This window comes from Nodosilinea sp. LEGE 07298 (assembly GCF_015207265.1).
Classification (GTDB): Bacteria; Cyanobacteriota; Cyanobacteriia; order Phormidesmidales; family Phormidesmidaceae; genus Nodosilinea.
This window is the reverse complement of record NZ_JADEXE010000100.1, coordinates 1-20,404: the sequence shown is the minus strand read 5'-3', so window position 1 is coordinate 20,404 and position 20,404 is coordinate 1. Positions and strand designations below refer to the sequence as shown.

Here is a 20,404-nt window from a genome sequence, read left to right as displayed (position 1 = left end):
AACGATGGTTGGAGCGCTGCGAGGGCTTTATGATTCAGACCTGTCAACGCCCGAAGCAATCGGTCATCTCGTTTGACGCGCTCTAGATCCAGCATTGGGCTACCGTCTCAATACCTGTATTGGTATAGCTAATTTTTCCCTATTTCACAACAGGTCTATTGGCGCTGAGTCGTGCGTATAGCACGACTCAGCATAGGATTTGGGTCAGCGGTCTCCCGTTGGCAGGGTGAAGCTCGGGGTGCCGGGGGACAGCTTTTCCGTGAACTCCTGCCGGTAGAGCTCCAGCCACGGTGCAGGGTCGCCGGGCGTTGGTGTGTCATTGGCCGGGTCGTCTAGGGCGAGTTCAATCTGCGCGTCGCGGACGATGATCGTCTCGTAGGACGGCGTGTCGATCCAGTCGTTTGTGAGCGCAAACCCCGGCTGGATGGTGCCGATCTCGACGGCGAGCGCATGGCCGACGGGCAGCGTCCAGTCTGTCGACCGCAGCTCGAAGCTTGTCGTGCCGGGTTTCACCACCGCCACCTGCTGGTTGAACATGACGGCGCTGCCATCGGGGGCAACGTCGTAGAGGTCGACCATGACGTTGCCGTAGCCCTCGATCTCAAGCGATACCCGCGGCGTGCCGGTAATGCGAACTGTCTGCCCCAGCGGCGCAGACCAGACGAAGAAGCGGTTGGGAGCCTCGGCTGCGGGGTCGACGAGGAGGCCGTTGTCCAGATACGACCCGCCGCCAAGCGGGATGGTGGCGGAGTACTCCACAACCGGCCAGGTGTCCTGGGCACGCCAGGCACCGGTGCTGTCCTGCACAACGTAGGCTGGGTAGGCCACGGTCGGTTCGACGCCCTTGAGGTACCGGTCGTAGAAGGAGATCACCTCGTCGAACCAGCCCTCGCGGCCCATCTCCAGCCGCCCGTCCACAACATAGCGATCGTTGCCCCGCACGTGCGCCCACGGGCCAAGCCAGCTGCGCTGCGGCCCCTGGTGGTTCGCGAGAAACTCCTCCATCGCCTCGGCTTCGGTACTCCACTCGAGGAAGCCCTGCGTGAAAAACAGTGGCGTGTCGGTGCCCGTGGCCTGCTCCGCCAAGTCACGGGTCGTCCAATGATCGGACTCGGGATCGGCGATCTGGTAGTTGACCTGGTTGTCAAATTGACAAAAGAAGCCTGGGGGCGTCTTCTCGTACTCGGCATTCGTCCGGTAACGCTCGTCGTCGTCCGGCATCTGGGGCAGCATGGCAATGGTGTTATAGACGTTGGGAATGCTGACAATCGTCGCGCGGGGGACGCCGTTCGAGCGGAAGTTGCGGTACACGTCCCAGATGGGTTCCTGCGCGACGACCGCCTTAAGAGCGTCGTGGTTGAGGTTGTTGCCGATCAGTCCGGTGATGGCGTCGGCGGACTTGCCGTACATCCCGACGGCACCGGTGGACCAGGGCTGCGTCGCGGCCCAGTCGATTGCGGCCTTCACGTCGGCCTGAGCACCCGGCCCCACAAAGTCCATGCATCCAGTGGAGCCGCCAAAGCCGCGCAGGTCCACCATCACCAAGGCGTAGCCGCGCTCGAACAGGTCGGCCCCTTCGATCAAGTCATTGAAGCGGTTGGAGGGGCCGGTGTGCGCGTGATTTTCCAGTTCCTGGCCACCGGAGTGCCCTAAGTACGGCCCGACCACCAGAATCACCGGCACCTTCTCGCCTGCGGCCAGTCCTTCGGGCAGTAGCACATCGGCATGCAGCTCGACGTCGGAGCCGTCCGAGGACGGAAAGTAGTGCTGCGTCCAGGCCGCGCCTTCCGGGACGCGATCGTTCTCGGCGTGCGTGACCGCTCTGTCGGCGGTGGCAACCGCAGCAGTCGCGGTCGCCTCTGGCGTGGGTGGCGGCGTGGCTGTGGGTTGCTGCGCGGCTGCGAACTGTCCGCAGGCGCTAAAGACAAGCAGCAGTGCCCCAAGCATGGGCAGGCTTCGGACGTAGGTTGTTCCTGTGTGCATGGGTTTCCTCCAAGCGCGCGGGGTTGGCACGGGGTTGTGCGTGCGCTCCACGGAATCGGGCAGATGGCTCGAAAACAAGCGAGTCATGGGTAGACACTCCTTTCGCATGATGATGATGATTCAGGCCGCTCTGGTGAGCAGCAACACGAAGACCGTGGGCAGGTTGTTGACAGCGTGGGCGATGACACTAGGCCAGGCCGACCCACTACGGCGATGTAGCTCGGCAAAGACAAGACCCACCACCACCGCCACAACAAAAATGACATTGAGGCCGTGAGCGAGAGCGAAGATCAGGGTGCTGCCACAACGCCAATCAACGGGCCGTAGCGCAGCAGAGCGTTATTGATAACACCCCGGAAGATCAGTTCCTCGACGAGGGGCACGAGAAGACCAATAAACAGCGTGGCCAGAACCAGCGACAGCACCCCGCCGCTGCCACCCTCTAGCAGGGTAGGAATCCAGCGTCTTTCTCCCCCTGTGGCCGCGAGTGCTCGAGCCTTTCGGGGACCGAAGCCACCGGCTCAACACGGCAGGACTAGGCCGCACATTACGGGGTCGAACTCAAGTTGCCTGATAAAGATAAATAGGAGACCTCCGGCTACGACGGCGAGCATCACGGATAGACCGACGATGGCGATCTCGGGCCAGCCCGGACGCGGAAGTTTGTCGGGTTGCGCCGAGGCAGTAAGGGAGGTTTCTCCGACTCTTGTGGTTGATCCGAAGAGGCTTGGGACATGCAATTAGCTCCTTCAGCGGTCTGTCAACCGGCGCGTCGCTAGGGGCAGCGCACCGAGCGGGGTTTCCATCTCGATGGTGCGCCCGTCAGCACCCTCGATAAACCTGAACACATAACCAATCAGCGGCTGGGTGGTCGCGATAAAGCGGTCCTCGCCCAGCGGAAGCAGTTCTGCTGAGAAGCGAATCGCTTGAAAGCCGGACTCGAGCATCAGGGTGCGGCCACCAACCACGCTCACCTGGGTCGGCTGAGGATCCGCGAGGCTCTCATACGTGCCTGCCCAAGGCACAAACTCGCCCGGTTCGGGCTGGTAGGTGCGAGCTGCGTTCAGGTCGGCCCTTCGGCTGGCGTTATCTTGACCTGACACCTCGAGCTGCGCTTGCAAGATGGCGTTCACGTCGGGGCTGGAGCGACCGAGCAAGAGTTGGGCAACGTGCAGGCGCACGGTCTCCATAAAGATGTTGGCCCCTTCGGCGTTGGCGAGGACGACCACGCCCGAACGGCTTTCGGGCAGCAGGGTCACGTTAGCCGTAAGGCCGTCCACGTTGCCGCTGTGCTGCACCAGCTTCTCCCCCAGAAAGCGTTCAACGCCCCAGTAAAAGCCGTACTCGGCGTCCGTGACGAGCGCGGGCGGCACGTCCTCCGGGCGCGCGGCTACCGCACGTGCTCGGGCGGCGGAGGTGCCCGGCAGGCTGAAGTCGGGGGCGGCAACCTGGCCCTTGTGCATCTCCATTAGGCTCGCTTGGGACACGAGTGGTGCGCCGTCGCCGAGCTGGAAGCGCACGTAACGGGCCATCTCGGCGGCGCTTGCGTTAATCGCTCCCGCCGGGGCGTCGGCCCGATAGTTCAGGAAGTCGGCAGTTTGCAGGCCGTTCAGCACGTCGAGTACGTGCGGCAGGGCGATGTTATCCTGCCGTTTAAGCTCCTCTACAGAGAGCGTCGCCGTGCTCATGCCTAAAGGCTCGAGGATGCGCTCACGGGTGAAGTCTTCCCACGACCTTCCCGTGATCCGTTCGATGATCTCCCCGGCGATGATGGTGTTGACGTTGCTGTAGACGAACACTTCACCTGGTTTACCGACCAGCGGGGTGGTGGCGGCGGCCTCGATGACGTCTGCGGCGGTGACGCTCGTGTCGAAAGTAGAGGCGTCGGTCCGCACAAGGCCGGTGGCGTGGCTGAGCAGGTGCCTCACTGTCGCCGTTCGGGTAGCGTCCGGGTCGGAGAGCCGAAACTCGGGTAGGTAGGTCGTGACGGGCGCGTCAAGGTCAACGAGACCCTCTTCGACGAGCAGCATGACCCCAAGGGCCGTGAACGATTTGGTGGTCGAACCGATGGCGAACTGGGTGTCGGGCGTGACGGGTGCTCCAGTGGTCACGTCACGGACCCCGTAACCCCGGACGTAGCTAATTTCGCCGTCTTCGACGACCGCGAGCCCGACGCCGGGAACGTCGTAGGCGTCCATCATCTCCTTGACGAAGGTGTCGAGCTGAGTCGTGTCGAACGAAGGCTGGGCGAGGAGGGGAAAGCTTACAACTGAACTGACGAGGACCGCGACGATAGTGAGCATCAAGTATCGAAACTTTCTGCGGGAGAGCGTACACATGTGCATGACAAACCTCATTTAAACTTTGAATATGGTGCGGTGGGCGGGGTGTTTAGTTTAAAAACATTCTTGTGCTGTAATCTTGAATGCATCATCGGATTATTCTTAATGAAATGCTGATTTGTAATCAACTGGATTAATAGTCATGGTCACTTCTCTCATGCGCACCCCGTCCCTAGTGATCTCACTCGGCCTTGATCACGAAAGCCTTTAATTCGACCATCTTGCCGCCGCGAAAGCGCCAGACATCGCAGTACGAGTAATGATCCGCCTTCCCGTCTGCGTCCTTCAGTGTAATGTCACCAACTGCCGTGACGAAATCACCCTCAGCGATTAAGTTAGTGACCGTAAACTTTGGCGGCTCTATGTATGTCTCTGCCATATATTGGCGAACGGCTTCTTTTCCGTTGAGGGTCTTGTCGCCTATAAACGTCCATTGCGTGTCGTCGGTGCAGAATGACAAGAATTCTTCATAGTTGCCTGCAGCGTTCGCCGCATTTGCAGCTTCTAAAATGGCTTTATTGTTCTCTGACATTTGAATCTCTCCTCTATTCAAAGCAAAAAAGTGGTGTGAGTTGTTATGCTGTTGCCTCTCACTGGTTTACTTCTAAGGACTGGTAAACGGCTTACATTGAATCGCCTTCACATTTCGCAGAGAGTCCAACTGTGGCTCGAAATCAGTCGGACAGGAGACATAAACAACGTCCTGCGATCGGCCAATGACTAAACGGTAGCTGGGTGAAATCTCTTCAGAACCTTCAGAACTTTCGATTACTTCGATTCTGGGAATCACTTGTGAACTACATTGAATCGCCTCTACACCTCGCAGATAGTCCAACTGTGGCTCGAAGCCAGTCGGACAGAAGACATAAACATTGTCCTGCGATCGGCTAATGACTAAACGGTAGCTGGGTGGAATCCCTTCAAAACCTTCAACACCTTCGATCACTTCGATTCTGGGAATCACTTGTGAAGTGACTTGAGCCAGGGATGGAAAATTGAACAGTAGGAGTACTCCGAACAGAATTGTGATTGTGGTTATGATTTTGGTTGAAAGAATCTTTCGGTTCATTAGAAATCTCCTGTGGCTTGTGGTTGTGTAATGTTCTGTTGTCTCCAGGGAAGCGGCGAACGATAGGGGTTTTCGTGCATATCCAGGACTTCCCAGGTAGTTGGATTGACTTGCCCTGTGACTGGGATTTCGTAACGTTGCTGGAGATCGCGTACCGCAGACGCTGTGATCGGACCAAAGATGCCATCGACGATCGCCCCTCTTGGATTGCCTAACCTCACGCCTGCGGCTCCTAAAAAGCCATTGTCTTGAAGAATGCGCTGTAACAATTGCACGTCTCTGCCGCGATCGCCTTGGCGCAAGGTAGGTAAAGTTAAATCAGTGTAGGCAGTGGCGATCAGAATGGGGGAGGTTTGTTGTGGAGGAATGCATTTTGGCATCAATTTTGTGTCGCAGTTGTTACTCCATCTGCTTGCTCCGATCGGCGTAGAGTAGTGTTGTCGCTGATGCAAAACTCACGAAACAATTGCAGTAACGCGGATTTCAATCCGCATCGTTGGCAGCCCAAGCGCCGCGACTCCTACCTGCGTCCAAATGGGGGCATGGTTGGGCATGTAATGGCGATATAGCCTGACCATCACCTCGTTAACCTCTGGAGGAAGGCCGCCAGCATGGTAGGAATTAACGTGGACGACATGCTCCCAACCCGCCCCGGCAGTTGCCAAGGTTCGCTCTATATTCCGAAATGCTTGAGCAATCTCGTCCGCGAGCAATTCGGGAATTTGCAGATTGTCATTCCAACCACCTTGGCCTGATGTCTCCACGCGATCGCCAATTTTTACGGCTTGCGAGTAATGCAAGTTATTTAGCATGTATTCCCCATAACCGGGGGTAACAAAAAACTCAGGCTTATTCATGGTGTTTCTTTCCTTTTAAATTCTTACAACGATTTATCAAATTTTTATGGTCAGAGCGAGTTCACAAAGTCATTCAATTCAGGCATTAATGTTCAGAATTCACTTGCCATGTCATTACAATGATTTCTGTGAACAGTAAGACAAATATTAGCCGCGAAAACGCTCCTAAAATAGCTTCCATTGTCCGGTTCTGACTCTGAACCTCCCAGATCATCCCAACAATGTTCACTCCAATCACCAACCAGGGTAGAATTAACGCTGAATTCCGTCTGCGATAGGAGCGGATCGTCGCCTCCCGCCAAAAAGGGAAGGTACTGAAGAGACAAACAAAGTAGGACGCACCTGCACTGGCGAACAGACTGGTTTGAAGACCCGAAGGCAGGTTTGGGTCTTCAAGCGCGATCGCCGTTAGACAAACTCCCAGTGCTAGATACAGGAAAGTAAACAAGGTAAATTGTTTCATTCTTTGTAAATAAAGCTCAGCGATAATCTATTCCGAGACGGCTGACATGATTCAGCCGATGAACAACAATTAGTCCACATGCAGCACAGCCTTACCTGAAAATCTGCGCCCGATCAAATCAGCCGCTGTTACGTCTGCTTCACGCCACGAAACTGCTCGATCAATATGCGTTTTGAGCCGCCCCTGCTCAACTAACCTCAGCAGACGAGCCAGCCCAGAACTAGCGCTTTCCATCTCTACTTCGGTGTACAGCGTGAACCCGTACAGCGTGCGCTGTCCTCCATTCTCGGAATAGAAGTCTGCAAGGGACAGCTTCATCTCGTTACCGCTGCTACTGCCATAACAAACACAGGTGCCTCCTTTAGCCAAAAATGCAGTTAGCGTCCCGACCAATTCACCGCCTACTCCATCGACAATCAGTCGATAAGGCGCGAACTGCTTGGCTTCTTGCCCGGTCTCGGTGATCACCACGTCATCCGCGCCGTAATCTCGCACAAATGCTTCTTGCGCTGGCTGGCGAATTTGGGCAATGACGCTAGCTCCCATCATCTGAGCAAGCTGCATGGCGAAGAGTCCCACTCCCCCTGTTGCCCCTGTGATCAGCACCCGACTTCCTAGTAAACGAGATCCCTTTTCCACTGCATACAGTGCTGTTAACCCCGCGACGGGCAGTGTGGCGGCATCGGTATCTGATACGCTCTGGGGAATAATAGCCAGAAAGCGAGTCGAAATGGCTACATAGTCTGCCCAGCCCTCCGAGCGGATGGAGAGGGCAACAATTTTTGTCCCTGTGGGTGGGCCACTACCGTCCTGTGCTGTTTGTTCAACAACGCCAACGACATCCCAGCCAATTGGAGTGCCCAATGAATCATTTTGCGATCGCTTAAGTTCGCCCCGATTCATCGAAAATGCCTTGACGCGAATCAAGCACTCGTTAGCCTTCGGAGTAGGAACTTCAGTGTTTTGAAAGGTGAGGTTGCCAACGGCGTTTGGTGAACTCACGAGTCTACGCATCGCCATATCCTTGTGTGTAAAGTCAATCGCTGAGAAACATTTAGACTTGCGATCGCAGGTTCAAGCATTGATGGAAAGCTTGTTCTAACCTTTAGTAGCGATCGCTGGCACGGTCGATCAGTGCGTTTGAGGGCAAGCTCGGATCAAGTACTTTGCGGGCACTGTCAACCCCTACAATGGGCAGTGTAACCGGATCAAGCATGCCGAGTTGAACCAATACACTTGCCTGATCCCAGTAGAGGTGTTCACGGGCTAACTTGCCATCACGGAACTGGATAATCGCTACTACTGCCACTTCAATCCGTTTCCCGGTCGGAGCAATGCCGGGTAGCATCCAGTCCATCTGGATGGTATGAGTGAACTTAACTAGCATTTCATCGACGAGTTGATTGATTCCGATTGTGCGTGAGACCGGAGCCAACTCTATGTCCGGCGGCATCTGTGGAATGAAGTACTTGGAATAAAACTCACGCAGCGCCGGTTTTCCTACTCCCCCAGTCATTACTGGAATGTGATTTACGTAAGCGTCGTCAACCATTGTAGCGAGAGCATCTTCAGGGCTGTGAGTGCCAAACTCGTGCCCGATATGCTCTTCCCAGACCGCTTGTAAAGCTTCTTGAGCAGGTGTCAGGTTGGGGGTTGCCTGTACGTCTGATTGTTTGTCTACAGTTTGCTCTTTGACCACGTTAGATTCTCCTAGTTTGTTCTATCTCAACTGTATTGATTCCAACGCTTAATTTATTTCAGATTCTTATGGTTTTCTTAGTCCCTACTCAAGCATTCCGAACATGGAACTTATGAGTTCAAAGCCTTTTCGATACGACGATCGGGAATGAGCCACAGAACTGCAACCAGAACGTATAATGCACATGCAAGCCAAGGGATTGCAAAAGCAAGTGGGATTGTAACTGCATAAATCAATACCGATAGCTTGCCTTTAAAGTTCCGACCAAGAGCGTTTGCAAGTGTGGAGTCTTGACCGTGGTGAAAAACAAGTGTGCGGGTCAGAGTAAAGTAGGCGATCGCAGCCAACAATAGAACCACACCATAAAGCGCCACAGGCAACGCAGCAAAGTGATTTTCACCCATCCATGCGGTGACAAAGGGAAATAATGATAACCAGAACAACAAATGTAGGTTTGCCCACAAAGTTGAACCATTCACTTGTCGGACTGCCTGAAACAGGTGATGATGATTGTTCCAGTAGATACCAACATGCACGAAACTCAACACATAGCTTAGAAAGGTTGGAATCAACTGACGTAGGGCAGCTAAATCTGACTCATGAGGTATTTTTAACTCCAGCACCATAATGGTGATAATAATAGCGATTACCCCATCACTGAATGCTTCCAGCCTACCTTTAACCATTTTTGGATATGCTCCTTGCTTGCTTACCTCGTTGTATAACTGCCTTTGCAAAAATGGTGTCCGGTTATCCACTATCCATTCAATATCTCAACGCAGCAGATCACTGATTATTCCTGCTGAAGAAAGCCCAATAACAGGGGATTGATCTAATCAGCGTGAGTCCAGTTGATGGCGTGCGGCCTGCCGGGAATGACAACTAGCCTGAGTGTTGATCGCCCAACGCAGAATGACGAACAGGTAGGGAGTGACAATCGTTTGTTCGCCAGTGAGCCAGTTTCGTCCGTCGAGATAACCGAGGATAGCGACGTTTTCAGTGAGTAAAAAGTGATCGTACTTGCCTCTACTCCGTTATCGACAACGAACTTCCCTTGCTATATACGTTCCCACAGCAGCTCAAAAACCGCTTCAACACCATCGCTCAAGACTGGCGGCGTCACGAGCGTTAGTCGGCTCTTATTGAGAGTAAAGGTGCGAACTAACGTAGTACCAACGCGATTAGGAATTGATGCAATTTCGATCTGGTGAGTTACTGTGTTGCCACTCAACGTATAAGTTCCAGCGTAAGCATTGAATGTTGTAAATGCTTGAGCAAGCTCTTCCACGGGTAAAGATTGCATCTGGGGAGTCAGCGGTGAGCTGACCTCCTGACTCAGCGGTGAACGATCGCTCCTAGAAAACATCACCATCATGTGACCATCTGGTGTGTAAGTGATGTAGCCAACCGGATGAGTTCCATACACGTCTGGAGTCACCGTTCCATCAGTGTAAATGGCGGTTGCAGAAATTAACTTCCAAATACCAATTAGCATATTGTTCTGGATTGATGGTGTAGACATAATGTGCAGTCGTTGCTTTATAATTCTCTGCTAGAGAGAGGAGCGGATTTCAACACAAAATCAAATTCCGTTGTGTAAAACGGTTTACTTTGATTCCGTACCTTGAGTTCGCCTAGTGCTTCGTGCTTTTGTAATTCAACGATCGCCGATCGCACTGCAAAGGTTGTATCTGAATCCAAGTGAGGATCACCAGCAATAAAAATTTGTGTTGTCAGCGACGTGTACTCTGGGGCACTGACTTTGAAATGGATGTGAGCTGCCCGCCAGGGATGCCGTCCCAACAGTCGCAACAACTCGCCAGATGGACCACTGGCTGGCACCTTATAACCTATTGGCACCACGGTTTCAAACCTATACTTTCCACTCTCGTTCGTTTTGAAACGTCCCCGAAAGTTCCCCAGCGGCTGAGATGGATCTTGGATGTCATATAATCCTTTGGAGTTGGGTTGCCAAACATCAATCACAGCATTGGCGATCGGTTGACCGTTCAAATTGAAAACTCTGCCTGACAGGAGAAGCGCGTCTCCTTCTGCATCAATACCCAAGCGATCGCCCATCTGCCGTTCTGGTGCATTCGGCACATACAATGGTCCTTCTAAATTGCTTTCTGTACCGCGATGGGCATCTTGCAGCAATTCTACCAACTCTGAGATCCCTAGTAGATCCGTCAACAAATGGATCTCTCCAGTGGGAATCTCTTGAGTGTGATGACTTGCCTGGTTGAGAAAACTACGTCCCTGCTGCAATTCTGATTCTGTCAGATTCACCTCACGCACAAAGTCATGCAAATGTGGAACCAAGCTCGTGTAAATTTCATAGAGTCGCGGGTGAGATTTGCCGCGATCGCCATGATTAATGACGGCTTGAGTGATGGTGTCAAGCGTGATGTTCTGCATGGTTTAACTCTTCTGTAGTTACGTGATTTAATATGTGTATCATTTGAGCCTGACTCAATGGGGTGAATCACAGAGTTTTTTCGCAAGCCAGAAATGCAGTAGATCACTGATTATTCCTGCTGAAGAAAGTCAAGTAATACGGGATTGACCTGATCAGCGTGAGTCCAGTTGATGGCGTGCGGCTCAATGGAAATCCATGAATCAGAACAATCGGTTGACCTGTCCCAAGATCTTCGTAGTAGAGATCGATGGTTGCAGAGTTTTCTTGACCAACGGTAATGTAAGGCATGAGAGGTTTCTCCGTTGTAAATCGATGATGTGTTTTTGTCTGTTGCATTGCAATTGTTATGCAGCAATCGAGCACCGTCTTAACAATGCTGTGTGAAACAGACTTCAAAATGGGGCAAGCATCCATTGCCTACCATCGCTTCGGAACGACAAGAATCCTTCATGGTTGCCTGAGCGCGATCGCCGCGTTTGCCGCCTCTAAGATGGCTTTAATTCTGCTTCGGTAGCCAGCGCGGTACGCACACCAGCATCGAGATTCATACGGTCTATAACGACCAAGCCCACCGGACGCAAATAACCTTTGCCACTCAATCAATCAATTTGGCACGTTCCGGTGCAGCGACTGGTTAGACCCACGGCGCACCTCACTGGTATGAATAAATTGACTTATCTCTTCAACGAGTTCAGGCACAACTGGCAGCGTTGGGTCAGAATAGGAAGCATTTTGCTGTTCAGGGTCTAATGAAACAGCTTTTAAGACGTGATTCATCCCCTCAATAATTCTAAGCTCCGCATCTGGCTTAGCCATTTTCAGGGCTTGCGCCTCACTGACAGGCACTTGGATATCAGTTGTTCCTTGAACAATTAGAACAGGGACAGTGAGACGCCTAATCTCTTGGGCAGGGGTATAGCGAAACCAGGAAATGAGGTAGGGTTGGACGCTCGATCTGTAGAGCGCGTTGAGTTCTGGTGGAACAGATGTCACTATGTTACCTTGCTCCAGAGCAGCAAGAATCTGCTCATTCTGTTGCCATAATGCATCTGGCAAGCTAGGCCGCAGTTGATCTCGTAAAACTTGTGATGCAGTTTGGGCAATTCCGGCGATTGATACAAAAGCATCTGCTCCGGTTTTTTGGGTTGCCAGCATTCCAATCAGAGAGCCTTCGCTGTGACCAATTACGGTGATGCTTGAGAAACGAGAATCTGCCTGCAATTGCTGAATCCAAAGTGCAGCATCTTCAACATAGGTATCGAAACGCAAATCAGCTTCTTCAGGTCCTGCGGCTGCGCTTTCTCCAATCCCGCGCTTGTCATATCGGATTGAGGCAATGCCATGATCCGCCAATCCTTCAGCGAGGAGTTTGAGGCTATTATTCTGCCCAGCTAGAGAATTATTTCCATTGCGATCGGTCGGACCTGAACCCGCAATGATCAGTACCGCTGGCTCTGGCACATTAGACGCTGGAATAATCTGTGTGCCATGGAGCGTGCCTGTTAACGTTGTAATTTGAACCTCGACAGGTGTTGAGGCTTGTGTCGTGTAACCCATAGATAGCAGCGATAAAGGTAGAGCGATTAGACAGGCAACCAGACTAACAGAACGGCGAGAATTGGGAGACATGGCATGGGGTGATCTATGTTGAATCGGTCAGATATTCTAATTTGATGAGATAAGGGAGTCTAACGACCCAAGTTCAGCGACCCGGCCCGCGGTGACAGCGTGGATTGCAACCGGAGCGCGATCGCCGGGTTTGCTGCAGCGCCTTGTTAGGCAGCAAAATTACCGCGCACTCCGGCTGACGCGACGAAACCAGGCCCCACTTGCTGCTCCTGCTAAAGCGATTATGGAGTAAACCGCTAAATAAACGACTCCAACAAGAATTAACGACTGGCCGGGCAGAACTGGAATAAAAAGCATATACGTCAGTTGACCAAGAACAATACCGGCATAGTGCGACCAAACATGTTTAGGCCGAGCAAAGCCAACGGTAAGGCCAACAATAAGAAGTGCTGCGAAATAATAAAAACCTTCCGCATCCCACGCCTCGACCTGCCCGGTTAAAGATGGTGACAAGGCCCAAATCATTGCGCCGCCCACAAACGAGAACAAAAAATTTATCGCTAACTCTCTTTTCATTAGACCTTCTCGGTAATAAAGTGCTCGATATCTCAATGGACAAACAATCTGCAAGAAGATTTGAAATCGGTTTAAGAATTGATTGCTTTTCTCAATTCCGATTAAGTCTATTCTTCACTCTGGCTGCCTAACGACGAAGCTTATCGGACGCAGATAACCTTGAAAACTCAACCGACCAAACTGTAGCGTTCCGGTTCAGCGCATGATTAGGCGTCGTAGGCTGATGTAGCCAACGTCTGAACTTTCGAGGAAACAAACGGTCGCCGCTACCTCCTCCAAGGTTGCGATCCGGCGGATGGCATGAAGATCCATCGCTTCCGCTGCTTCCGGCAATTTGTCGGCTGCGGCTGTTGCCATGTCCGTCGGCATGATACCTGGCTGCACACAGTGACGTTGCGCGGACCAAGATCGCGCTGGACACCTTTCGCATACCCTACGATCGCCGCTCCTAAACCGCGAAAACCACCCGTTACCAGGGCAACTTTGCCTGCAAGTGTTGTCGTCACGATGGATTCCTTTGGATGTATTACTGCTCAATCAAACACTGCGTACTACTTGGATACTCTTGAGGAACCAACGGCACGAAGAATGATCGAGCAGATAATGCAGGTCGATCGCTACTTGGTCGCAACATGTCGCACTGCCGATCGACTACTGCGCTACATACCCGCCATCTACCATCAACGTTTCACCTGTTATGAACGATGCCAGGTCAGATGATAAAAACAGGACTGCATTTGCAACTTCAAGCGGTGTGCCAACCCGTCCGATCGGGTGAAGTCCTGTTATGTAAGCTTTGGCTTCATCCTGCCCACCTGTAGCTGCTTCAAACATATCTGTTTCGATTGCTGCTGGTGCAACGACATTGATGCGAATACCTGCTTTGGCATATTGGAGCGCAGCAGCTTTTGTTAAACCGACTACCGCATGTTTACTCGCGGTGTAGAGGGGTACGCCAGGAAGTGCAACTACTCCATTCGCAGATGCCGTATTGACGATTGAACCGCTTCCCTGTTTCAACATCTGAGCGATTTCATATTTCATCGATAACCAAACGCCTTTGACATTGACGCTCATAATGCGATCGTATTCTGCTTCTGTTTGCTCAATCATTGAGGGATTTTCGCCGACAGTTCCTGCATTATTAAAAGCAATATCTAATCGACCAAAAACGCCAACCGCTTTATTAACCATTGCTTTAACATCTGCTTCTTTCGTGACATCTGCTTGCACAAACGAAATAAGTAGTAAAGAGTAGCGCGATCGCGAAAAGAGTTGCGCGGCGCGTTGGTATCTTTTGAAATGAGAGTCGAAATCCAAAGAAGTTGAATTCCAGTACTTCTCGTCGTGATTTTACAGTTTTTAACATGGCATTGACCTACGGAAGAATGCCGTCTTTTTGTAATTGCTTCTGGAGCGTTTTCGGCAGGCTTTTAATGTTGCAATGTCTTGGAGAACTACCCTCATAGCGCCAGGACTGAATTTCACTAGAGCGATCGAACTCGACATCAATCTCACAGAAATCACGATCGACAATCGTGTTGCCTCCGCTAATTATCGTAGTTGTCTCGCCTCGATCGTTCTGAAACTCATTCACAGAGGTTGGCTGATTAAACTCCCGTTCTCGATCCGTTCTGTAGGAATAGATTGTGTTCCCATTGGGTAACGTAAGCGTTGTCGTGGGTGTACCATATCTGCGAATAAACTCATTGATATCCCGACCAATCCAACTGTTCATTGTGCTATTCAATTGTTCTTCCGCTCCTTGATCGTCGCATCCGAACAAGCTCACGCTTGCTAAAATTAGCAGCATCGAAATCCAAGTCTTCATATTCATCCCTCTGTGTTGAAAAATTTTCGTGTGCGATCGTTCATTTCAGTCGCAGTAAAGCTAGGTTAAAGGACTCAATCGATTATTCGTGCAGTCGTTTGAAAGGAGAGTCAATCGCGTTGTGTTATCTGAAGTGTACTAAGCTCCAATGCTTGATTTCTTTCAGATTCTTAGGGTGAAGAACAAGTTCTTTTCAGGATCATCTGACTTAGACCCTAACGTTCAGAATTCATTTGCCGTGTAATCACAATAATTTCTACAAACAGTAAGACAGCTATTAGCCGCGAAAGCGCTTGTAAAATGGCTTCCATCGCCCAGTTCTGACTCTGAACATCCCAGATTATCCAAACAATATTGAATCCAATCACCAACCAGGGTAGAATTACCGCTGAATTCCGTTCGCGATAGAGGCGGATCGTCGTCTCGCGCCAAAATGGGAAGGTGCTGAGGAGACAAGCAATGTAGGAGGCTCCTGCACTGATGAACAAGCTGGTTTGAACACCCGAAGGCAGATTTGGGTATCCAAGCGCGATCGCTGTCAGACAAACTCCTAGCGCGAGATACAGGAAAGTAAACAAGGTAAAACGTTTCATTTTTCTCCAATAATCCTTGTCGTGTTTTTCAGTTCTAAAAATGCCCATTGACCTGTGCAACAAAATGCTTGATCAGGTCTTGGTGTTGATGTTTAACCGAGTGCAGTGAGTCTTCTGTCGATTCATTATTTAGAAAGGAGGCTACTCCGCACTCGCTTTTACTTCTTCAAACGCTGTACTCATCGACACGTCTTTCCATGCCTCTAATTCAGCTTTCATCGATTCGAGTTTTTGAGTAATCAAACTTACCGAATCTTCGCCTAATGCCAAGCGCAAGGGTGGATTGTCACTCTCAACCACTTGAATCATTGCTGCTGCTGCCTTCGCCGGATCATTAGGTTGTTTGCCATCCCTCTCCTGAAGCCGTTGCACTATTTTGCCACTCGTTTGAGCATAGTCATCAATTTGGTGGGATAGTGTGGAAAGTGCTCGACTACTAAAATTCGTTCGAGAGGAGCCAGGTTCAATAATTGTGACTTTAATCCCCAACGGCTTCACTTCTTGTGCCAGCGCTTCAGAAATTGCTTCTAAAGCAAATTTTGTTGCACTATAAATTCCCACTCCTGCAAACGCGCTAATCCCATTCGCCGAAGAAATGTTGAGGATATGACCGCTTCGCTGTTCACGTAGGGTTGGCAAGATTGCACGAGTCACATTGATTGCACCAAATAGATTCGTGTCGAACTGCCGTCTGATATCATCGTCGTTCACTTCTTCGATCGCGCCTACTGTGCCGTAACCCGCATTGTTGACGAGTACATCAATGCGATTGTAAGCGTTCAATGCAGCTTCTACAGCTTGCTGAATTGATTGAGTATTAGTGACATCAAGCGCAATAGTCGTGACCCGATCCGGATAGCGATCGCTCAGTTCTTTTAATTGTTCAGGCTGACGGGCCGTTGCAACTAAATAATATCCACGCTCTAGCACGGCTTGCGCCAAAGCACGCCCCAAACCTATGGAACTTCCAGTAATCAACCAAACTTTATCAGTATTGTTCATTTGCTTCTTTCCTGTTGATAACTTGTAATCTAGATCTACACCGCTCTAAACTTTGGTCTATACTCCAAGGCCAAGCGTTGCTATGGTTCAGGAATGCGATCGCAAGGAGACATCTGCTAAGGCAGATTGCGGATTAGTTCGCTGTAAATCCACCATTGATTACCAAAGGTTGTCCCGTGATGTAGGTGGTAGCATCAGAGCAGAGAAACACAACCGCCACACCAGATCCTTGAGACAACATTTGCTGAACTTAGTACTTCATGCCCAAAAACAGTCCCCGAACATTGATTGCCATAACATACTAAGTTCCAATGCTTGATTTCTTTCAGATTCTTATGGTGAAGAGCAAGTTCGTTTCAGTATCATCCGACTGAACTATTGATGTTTGGAATTTACTTCCTATGTAATGGCAACAACACTCCGGACAATTCTGACAGAAAACTTTTCCTGTCAAAAATTGTCCAAACTATTGTTCTATACAACTCCTAACAATTTCATCCGCCATTGATTGCACCCAAAGTGGTTGCTTGAATGGTTAAAATTGCCTTTGAAACTGCTTTGCCGACCAGTTCCTCTCTTGCGATCGCCTTAATTCGCGATCGCGCTTCAGGACGTTCTTCGGGGCTGAACACCGCATCGGTCAGGTGAGAGGCTTGCATCAAACTAATCAATGCTGCCATCCGAGAATCCAGTCCAATGCCTTCTAACACGGCTGCACGAACTTGCTGGACAATCTCATGTTGAATGGATTCATCAGTTAGAAAATATCGCTGCGTCGGGAACAGCCCAAGAATGCGTTGCTCTTGTCGTTCTAAAACACCTAAATCAACTAAGCTCTGCAACACAATCGTTTGAATTCCTAGGTATCTTCGTCTCCAACGAGTCACCCAAAACCTTGCAGTTCGAGGACGAGACGATGCTAGAACCTCACTGAGGCGTTGATCTAAGAATTCATTGCCTGTGTTGCCTGCGATCGCACCGATCACATGGTTGTCGTTGTCGATCTCAAGTTTGCCTTGCAGTACTAAGTCTAGTAATAAAGAGCCGACCAAGCCATAGTCGAGTGCAGAGTACCAAGAGAAGCGAGTTTTCCCAGTTTGGGGATTGAGTGCAAGAAGGATTAAGTCCTGTGAAAGATATTGCATGATGAATTCCTTATTGAAGTATGCTGCGGTTCCTTCGGAGTTGCGTCTCGGCGCTAATTGCAAGTTTGATGCTGAAAGGTAAGGAGCTTAAGCAGCTTCTGTCTATGTGCCTGTGCGATCGCCGCGTTTGCCTCTTTTGTTTTTCTCTGACATTTGAATCTCTCCTTTGTTCAAGTGGATGCTTTAACGGAGTGGTCTCTCTACCAACGCATCCTTTTCTGGTCTCAATCAACATTGACCTTCAGCAACGAACTGACGAGATCACCGACGACCAATCCGAGCGTTCAGGAAAACGGGTTCGGATGCCTCGTCGCTTTTGAACACTTTGTAGGCGATCGCCAGAAACACGGGTACTACAACCAGCATCGATAGCGCCGTGTAGGTCGCGTGGAACTTGCTGACTGTGAACAGAGTCGGTGCGTTCACGGCGTTTCCGGCTACGCCCACCAAGAGACTGCCGCCAATGTTGTTCGCGAAGTGTGCGCCGATGGCGAGTTCGGTGGTTCCGTCAATCAACGAAACCACGGTCCACACCAGCCCCGGAGCGAGGAAGTAGTTGAAGAAGACTGTGAGCCAACCGCCCGCGCTTGCCTCCGGGTTGAGCAGGTGCGCTAGGGCGAAGATCGTGGCTGGCACCAGCGCCAGAAACACGCGGTTCGCCCAAACAATGCTCGCGCCCTGCATAATGTAGCCGCGAAAGAAAAGCTCCTCCGTAGTCGTCTGGATCGCGGTAAAGACTAGCGCCAGCGGGACGAAGAGTGCGAACGTTGCGAGGTCGAAGTTGAAAGAGAAGGTGTCGGGATAGAAGAAGTACTGTCCCAGTCCAGCGATCAGCCAGAATGGCACGAACCACGCCACAAACCCCTGACCGACACGCCGCCAACTTATCCGCTCCCGAGCCGTGATCAGCGTTCGGGGGTGACGACGGTGAACGAGGGTGACGGCGATCAAGATTCCCGCGAGGAAGAACGGAAAAATTGCCGTGACCGCAACGAAGCCCCCCACGGGACCGAATGCAGCGTAATCCAGCCGATTGAACGCCGCAAACCCCTCCTGACCGCCAAACAGGAACGCGATGCGGGGGGTGGCGATGCCGCCAACCACCAGCCCCACAAAGAAGATGACTGCTAATCCCAGAACATATCGCCACCCCCGATGCTTACCCCACCGGGCGGTCTCCACGTAAGTCACATCTTTCACTTCCATTCCGATTCCCTGATGTCCTTTAATTGCTTTAAACTTCATTTTTGTCTCCTTGACTCGTGTGTATGTAGTGCTTGGAGGTTAGCGAATCTGTTTTGGGGTCATTCCCGTAATGCGCTTGAATTGTTGGTTCAGATGGCTTTGGCTGGAGAAGCCGACTTGTAGAGCGATGTCTGCGATCGCAAAATCCGTCTTCTTCAACATTACTTTTGCTCGTTCTACGCGCTGTTTAATCACGTACTGATGGGGCGAAATCCCTGTTGCTTGCTTAAACAAACTCGCAAAATAAGTCGAACTAACGTTGATCACTTCTGCAAGTTCAGCCAATGATAAGTCTCGATCGAGGTGAGTGTGAATATAATCAAGTACTTGCTGCAGTCGGGTGTGCGTTAAGCCCTTGTAATTGGCTTCAAGGGTTGGCGTTGTAGTTGTTAGCATGATTCAAAAAATGGCAAGTTGTTCAACAAAACAGGCAAAAACTAGCGATCGCGCATTCGATCGCTGACTAGCACTAACCAACAAGTCAGATATGAATTAGGAGTAGGGATCGGGGAGCTTAACGACTTGCAGCAATCATGGCTACCATCAACTCCGTCGTGTTCCAGTGCCCGATATACCGACTTCCATTGATAAACAGGGCTGGGGCAGTCGTCACTCCGCTCTGTATTCCGCCTTCGATGTCTTCATTGATGCGATCGACATGCTCTTGTTTAGACAACTCTCTGAGAAATTGAGGCATGTCAAGCCCCAAATCATTGGCATACTCGATAAGATAACCATTCTCCAACCTTTGTTGATGGTCAAATAAACTATCGCTCATTAACCAAAACTGTCCCTGAGCGGCGGCGGCAACGGCTGTTTGGGCTGCCCGCTGAGCATGGGGATGAATCTGTGCTTGTGGAAGATGACGGAAGATGAAGCATAAATAATCTTCTCCAAAAGCAGCACTCAGCTCTCGTTTGATCGCTTTAATTAGCTTGTAAACGTCCGCACTTCTAGGGTCTTGATAGTCTCCGTACATAACCAGCACTACCTTGGCGCTCAAAATACCTTGAATCCAATCTTGAGTTGAAGGTGGTACAAGTAAAGAACTGTGGCTCCGATCGTCGCTCATCTTTTTACATTTGTATCAAGCATGAAACCGTGCAATTCACTTGCTCGATCGCTTGACTGCATCTCTGTCTTCATAAGTTAAATATAGGAGATTATCTCGAAGCCGTCGCCTATAGCAAGTTGAAATTTTTACAGTACAAATTGATGGAGTAAGCATTCCATCGCGCAGTAGAAGGCTGGTTATAACTTAAGTTAGAATCGGGTGCACTGATTTGTTTGAGAGTATACTTGAACATGTTGCGAATGCTCACGATTCGGTAAATACAATGTATAAAAAAATTCTTCCAGATTAAAATCAACCTGGAAGAACTGCTCAATTTATAGTTGAACGTTAGTCGCTAAGTAGGGAGTTTGAATTAAACGTAAGATGGGAGGGTTAACTAGAAAGCCCCCTTATGCCCGCCCCATTGCGTATCATTTTGACCGAGGAGGAAGACCGTACCTTAAGTGAACTGCGGCAAGCTCAGACAGTTCCTTATCGGACCCGTGACCGTGCGCATATGCTGCGCTTGAATGCTCAAGGGCTGAACGTGCCTGCTA

At 50.8% G+C, this 20,404-nt stretch carries 23 protein-coding genes and 3 pseudogenes; all 26 read right to left on the bottom strand.

What is annotated here, in order from left to right; all coding sequences use genetic code 11:
• Positions 1-204 precede the first annotated feature (204 nt).
• The 26 genes and pseudogenes from IQ273_RS15075 to IQ273_RS14955 all read right to left on the bottom strand — a co-directional run bounded on the left by IQ273_RS15075 (position 205) and on the right by IQ273_RS14955 (position 19,865).
• Positions 205-1,983: a CocE/NonD family hydrolase gene (locus IQ273_RS15075; RefSeq protein WP_228053081.1), complete on the bottom strand. Its 1,779-nt coding sequence runs from the start codon at positions 1,981-1,983 to the stop codon at positions 205-207.
• Between the two features lie 120 nt (positions 1,984-2,103).
• Positions 2,104-2,366 (bottom strand): annotated as a pseudogene (locus tag IQ273_RS35800) (lysostaphin resistance A-like protein).
• Positions 2,367-2,732: 366 nt separating this feature from the next.
• On the bottom strand, positions 2,733-4,286 hold the full coding sequence (locus IQ273_RS15065; RefSeq protein ID WP_194023996.1) for a serine hydrolase: 1,554 nt from the start codon (positions 4,284-4,286) through the stop codon (positions 2,733-2,735).
• 220 nt (positions 4,287-4,506) lie between these two features.
• Positions 4,507-4,857: a nuclear transport factor 2 family protein gene (locus tag IQ273_RS15060; protein ID WP_194023995.1), complete on the bottom strand. Its 351-nt coding sequence runs from the start codon at positions 4,855-4,857 to the stop codon at positions 4,507-4,509.
• A 72-nt stretch (positions 4,858-4,929) separates the two neighbouring features.
• Complete coding sequence (locus IQ273_RS15055; protein WP_194023994.1) at positions 4,930-5,394, bottom strand: hypothetical protein; 465 nt, start codon at positions 5,392-5,394, stop codon at positions 4,930-4,932.
• Positions 5,394-5,774 carry a peptidoglycan-binding protein gene (locus IQ273_RS15050; RefSeq protein WP_194023993.1) on the bottom strand — a complete coding sequence of 127 codons (381 nt, stop codon included), beginning with the start codon at positions 5,772-5,774 and terminating at the stop codon, positions 5,394-5,396. Before IQ273_RS15050 ends, IQ273_RS15055 begins: the two co-directional genes overlap by 1 nt.
• 75 nt (positions 5,775-5,849) lie before the next feature.
• Positions 5,850-6,251 (bottom strand): RidA family protein, encoded by a 402-nt coding sequence (locus IQ273_RS15045; protein ID WP_194023992.1) that lies wholly within the window; start codon positions 6,249-6,251, stop codon positions 5,850-5,852.
• A gap of 85 nt (positions 6,252-6,336) precedes the next feature.
• Entirely contained in the window at positions 6,337-6,714 is a 378-nt protein-coding gene (locus IQ273_RS33710; protein WP_228053079.1) for a hypothetical protein, read from the bottom strand.
• A 69-nt stretch (positions 6,715-6,783) separates the two neighbouring features.
• Positions 6,784-7,728: a zinc-binding dehydrogenase gene (locus IQ273_RS15040; RefSeq protein ID WP_228053077.1), complete on the bottom strand. Its 945-nt coding sequence runs from the start codon at positions 7,726-7,728 to the stop codon at positions 6,784-6,786.
• Positions 7,729-7,819: 91 nt separating this feature from the next.
• On the bottom strand, positions 7,820-8,413 hold the full coding sequence (locus tag IQ273_RS15035) for a nuclear transport factor 2 family protein (RefSeq protein ID WP_194023990.1): 594 nt from the start codon (positions 8,411-8,413) through the stop codon (positions 7,820-7,822).
• Between the two features lie 110 nt (positions 8,414-8,523).
• Positions 8,524-9,099: a TMEM175 family protein gene (locus tag IQ273_RS15030; protein WP_194023998.1), complete on the bottom strand. Its 576-nt coding sequence runs from the start codon at positions 9,097-9,099 to the stop codon at positions 8,524-8,526.
• A 371-nt stretch (positions 9,100-9,470) separates the two neighbouring features.
• Complete coding sequence (locus IQ273_RS15025; RefSeq protein ID WP_194023989.1) at positions 9,471-9,935, bottom strand: lipocalin-like domain-containing protein; 465 nt, start codon at positions 9,933-9,935, stop codon at positions 9,471-9,473.
• A gap of 17 nt (positions 9,936-9,952) precedes the next feature.
• Positions 9,953-10,831 (bottom strand): dioxygenase, encoded by an 879-nt coding sequence (locus tag IQ273_RS15020; protein ID WP_194023988.1) that lies wholly within the window; start codon positions 10,829-10,831, stop codon positions 9,953-9,955.
• A gap of 181 nt (positions 10,832-11,012) precedes the next feature.
• Positions 11,013-11,120: pseudogene (locus IQ273_RS35795) on the bottom strand (alpha/beta hydrolase); the annotation flags it as partial.
• A gap of 315 nt (positions 11,121-11,435) precedes the next feature.
• Positions 11,436-12,389, bottom strand: coding sequence for an alpha/beta hydrolase (locus IQ273_RS15010; protein ID WP_194023987.1), 954 nt, complete (start codon positions 12,387-12,389; stop codon positions 11,436-11,438).
• Positions 12,390-12,620: 231 nt separating this feature from the next.
• Positions 12,621-12,977: a hypothetical protein gene (locus IQ273_RS15005; protein WP_194023986.1), complete on the bottom strand. Its 357-nt coding sequence runs from the start codon at positions 12,975-12,977 to the stop codon at positions 12,621-12,623.
• Between the two features lie 195 nt (positions 12,978-13,172).
• Positions 13,173-13,438, bottom strand: a pseudogene (locus tag IQ273_RS35790) (SDR family oxidoreductase); the annotation flags it as partial.
• Positions 13,439-13,628: 190 nt separating this feature from the next.
• A complete protein-coding gene (locus tag IQ273_RS14995; RefSeq protein WP_228053073.1) occupies positions 13,629-14,297 on the bottom strand; it encodes an SDR family oxidoreductase in 669 nt (222 codons plus the stop codon).
• A 58-nt stretch (positions 14,298-14,355) separates the two neighbouring features.
• Entirely contained in the window at positions 14,356-14,808 is a 453-nt protein-coding gene (locus tag IQ273_RS14990) for a hypothetical protein (protein WP_194023985.1), read from the bottom strand.
• Between the two features lie 215 nt (positions 14,809-15,023).
• Positions 15,024-15,449, bottom strand: coding sequence for a hypothetical protein (locus IQ273_RS14985; protein WP_228053071.1), 426 nt, complete (start codon positions 15,447-15,449; stop codon positions 15,024-15,026).
• 93 nt (positions 15,450-15,542) lie between these two features.
• Positions 15,543-16,403 carry an oxidoreductase gene (locus IQ273_RS14980; RefSeq protein WP_194023984.1) on the bottom strand — a complete coding sequence of 287 codons (861 nt, stop codon included), beginning with the start codon at positions 16,401-16,403 and terminating at the stop codon, positions 15,543-15,545.
• Positions 16,404-16,536: 133 nt separating this feature from the next.
• On the bottom strand, positions 16,537-16,644 hold the full coding sequence (locus tag IQ273_RS35785) for an SDR family oxidoreductase (RefSeq protein WP_228053069.1): 108 nt from the start codon (positions 16,642-16,644) through the stop codon (positions 16,537-16,539).
• A 253-nt stretch (positions 16,645-16,897) separates the two neighbouring features.
• Positions 16,898-17,548, bottom strand: a complete 651-nt coding sequence (locus IQ273_RS14970) for a GPP34 family phosphoprotein (protein WP_194023983.1) — start codon at positions 17,546-17,548, stop codon at positions 16,898-16,900.
• A gap of 261 nt (positions 17,549-17,809) precedes the next feature.
• Entirely contained in the window at positions 17,810-18,793 is a 984-nt protein-coding gene (locus IQ273_RS14965; protein ID WP_194023982.1) for a CPBP family intramembrane glutamic endopeptidase, read from the bottom strand.
• 39 nt (positions 18,794-18,832) lie between these two features.
• Positions 18,833-19,189: an AraC family transcriptional regulator gene (locus IQ273_RS14960; protein ID WP_194023981.1), complete on the bottom strand. Its 357-nt coding sequence runs from the start codon at positions 19,187-19,189 to the stop codon at positions 18,833-18,835.
• Between the two features lie 118 nt (positions 19,190-19,307).
• Positions 19,308-19,865, bottom strand: coding sequence for a thioredoxin domain-containing protein (locus tag IQ273_RS14955; RefSeq protein WP_194023980.1), 558 nt, complete (start codon positions 19,863-19,865; stop codon positions 19,308-19,310).
• Between the last annotated feature and the right edge of the window lie 539 nt (positions 19,866-20,404).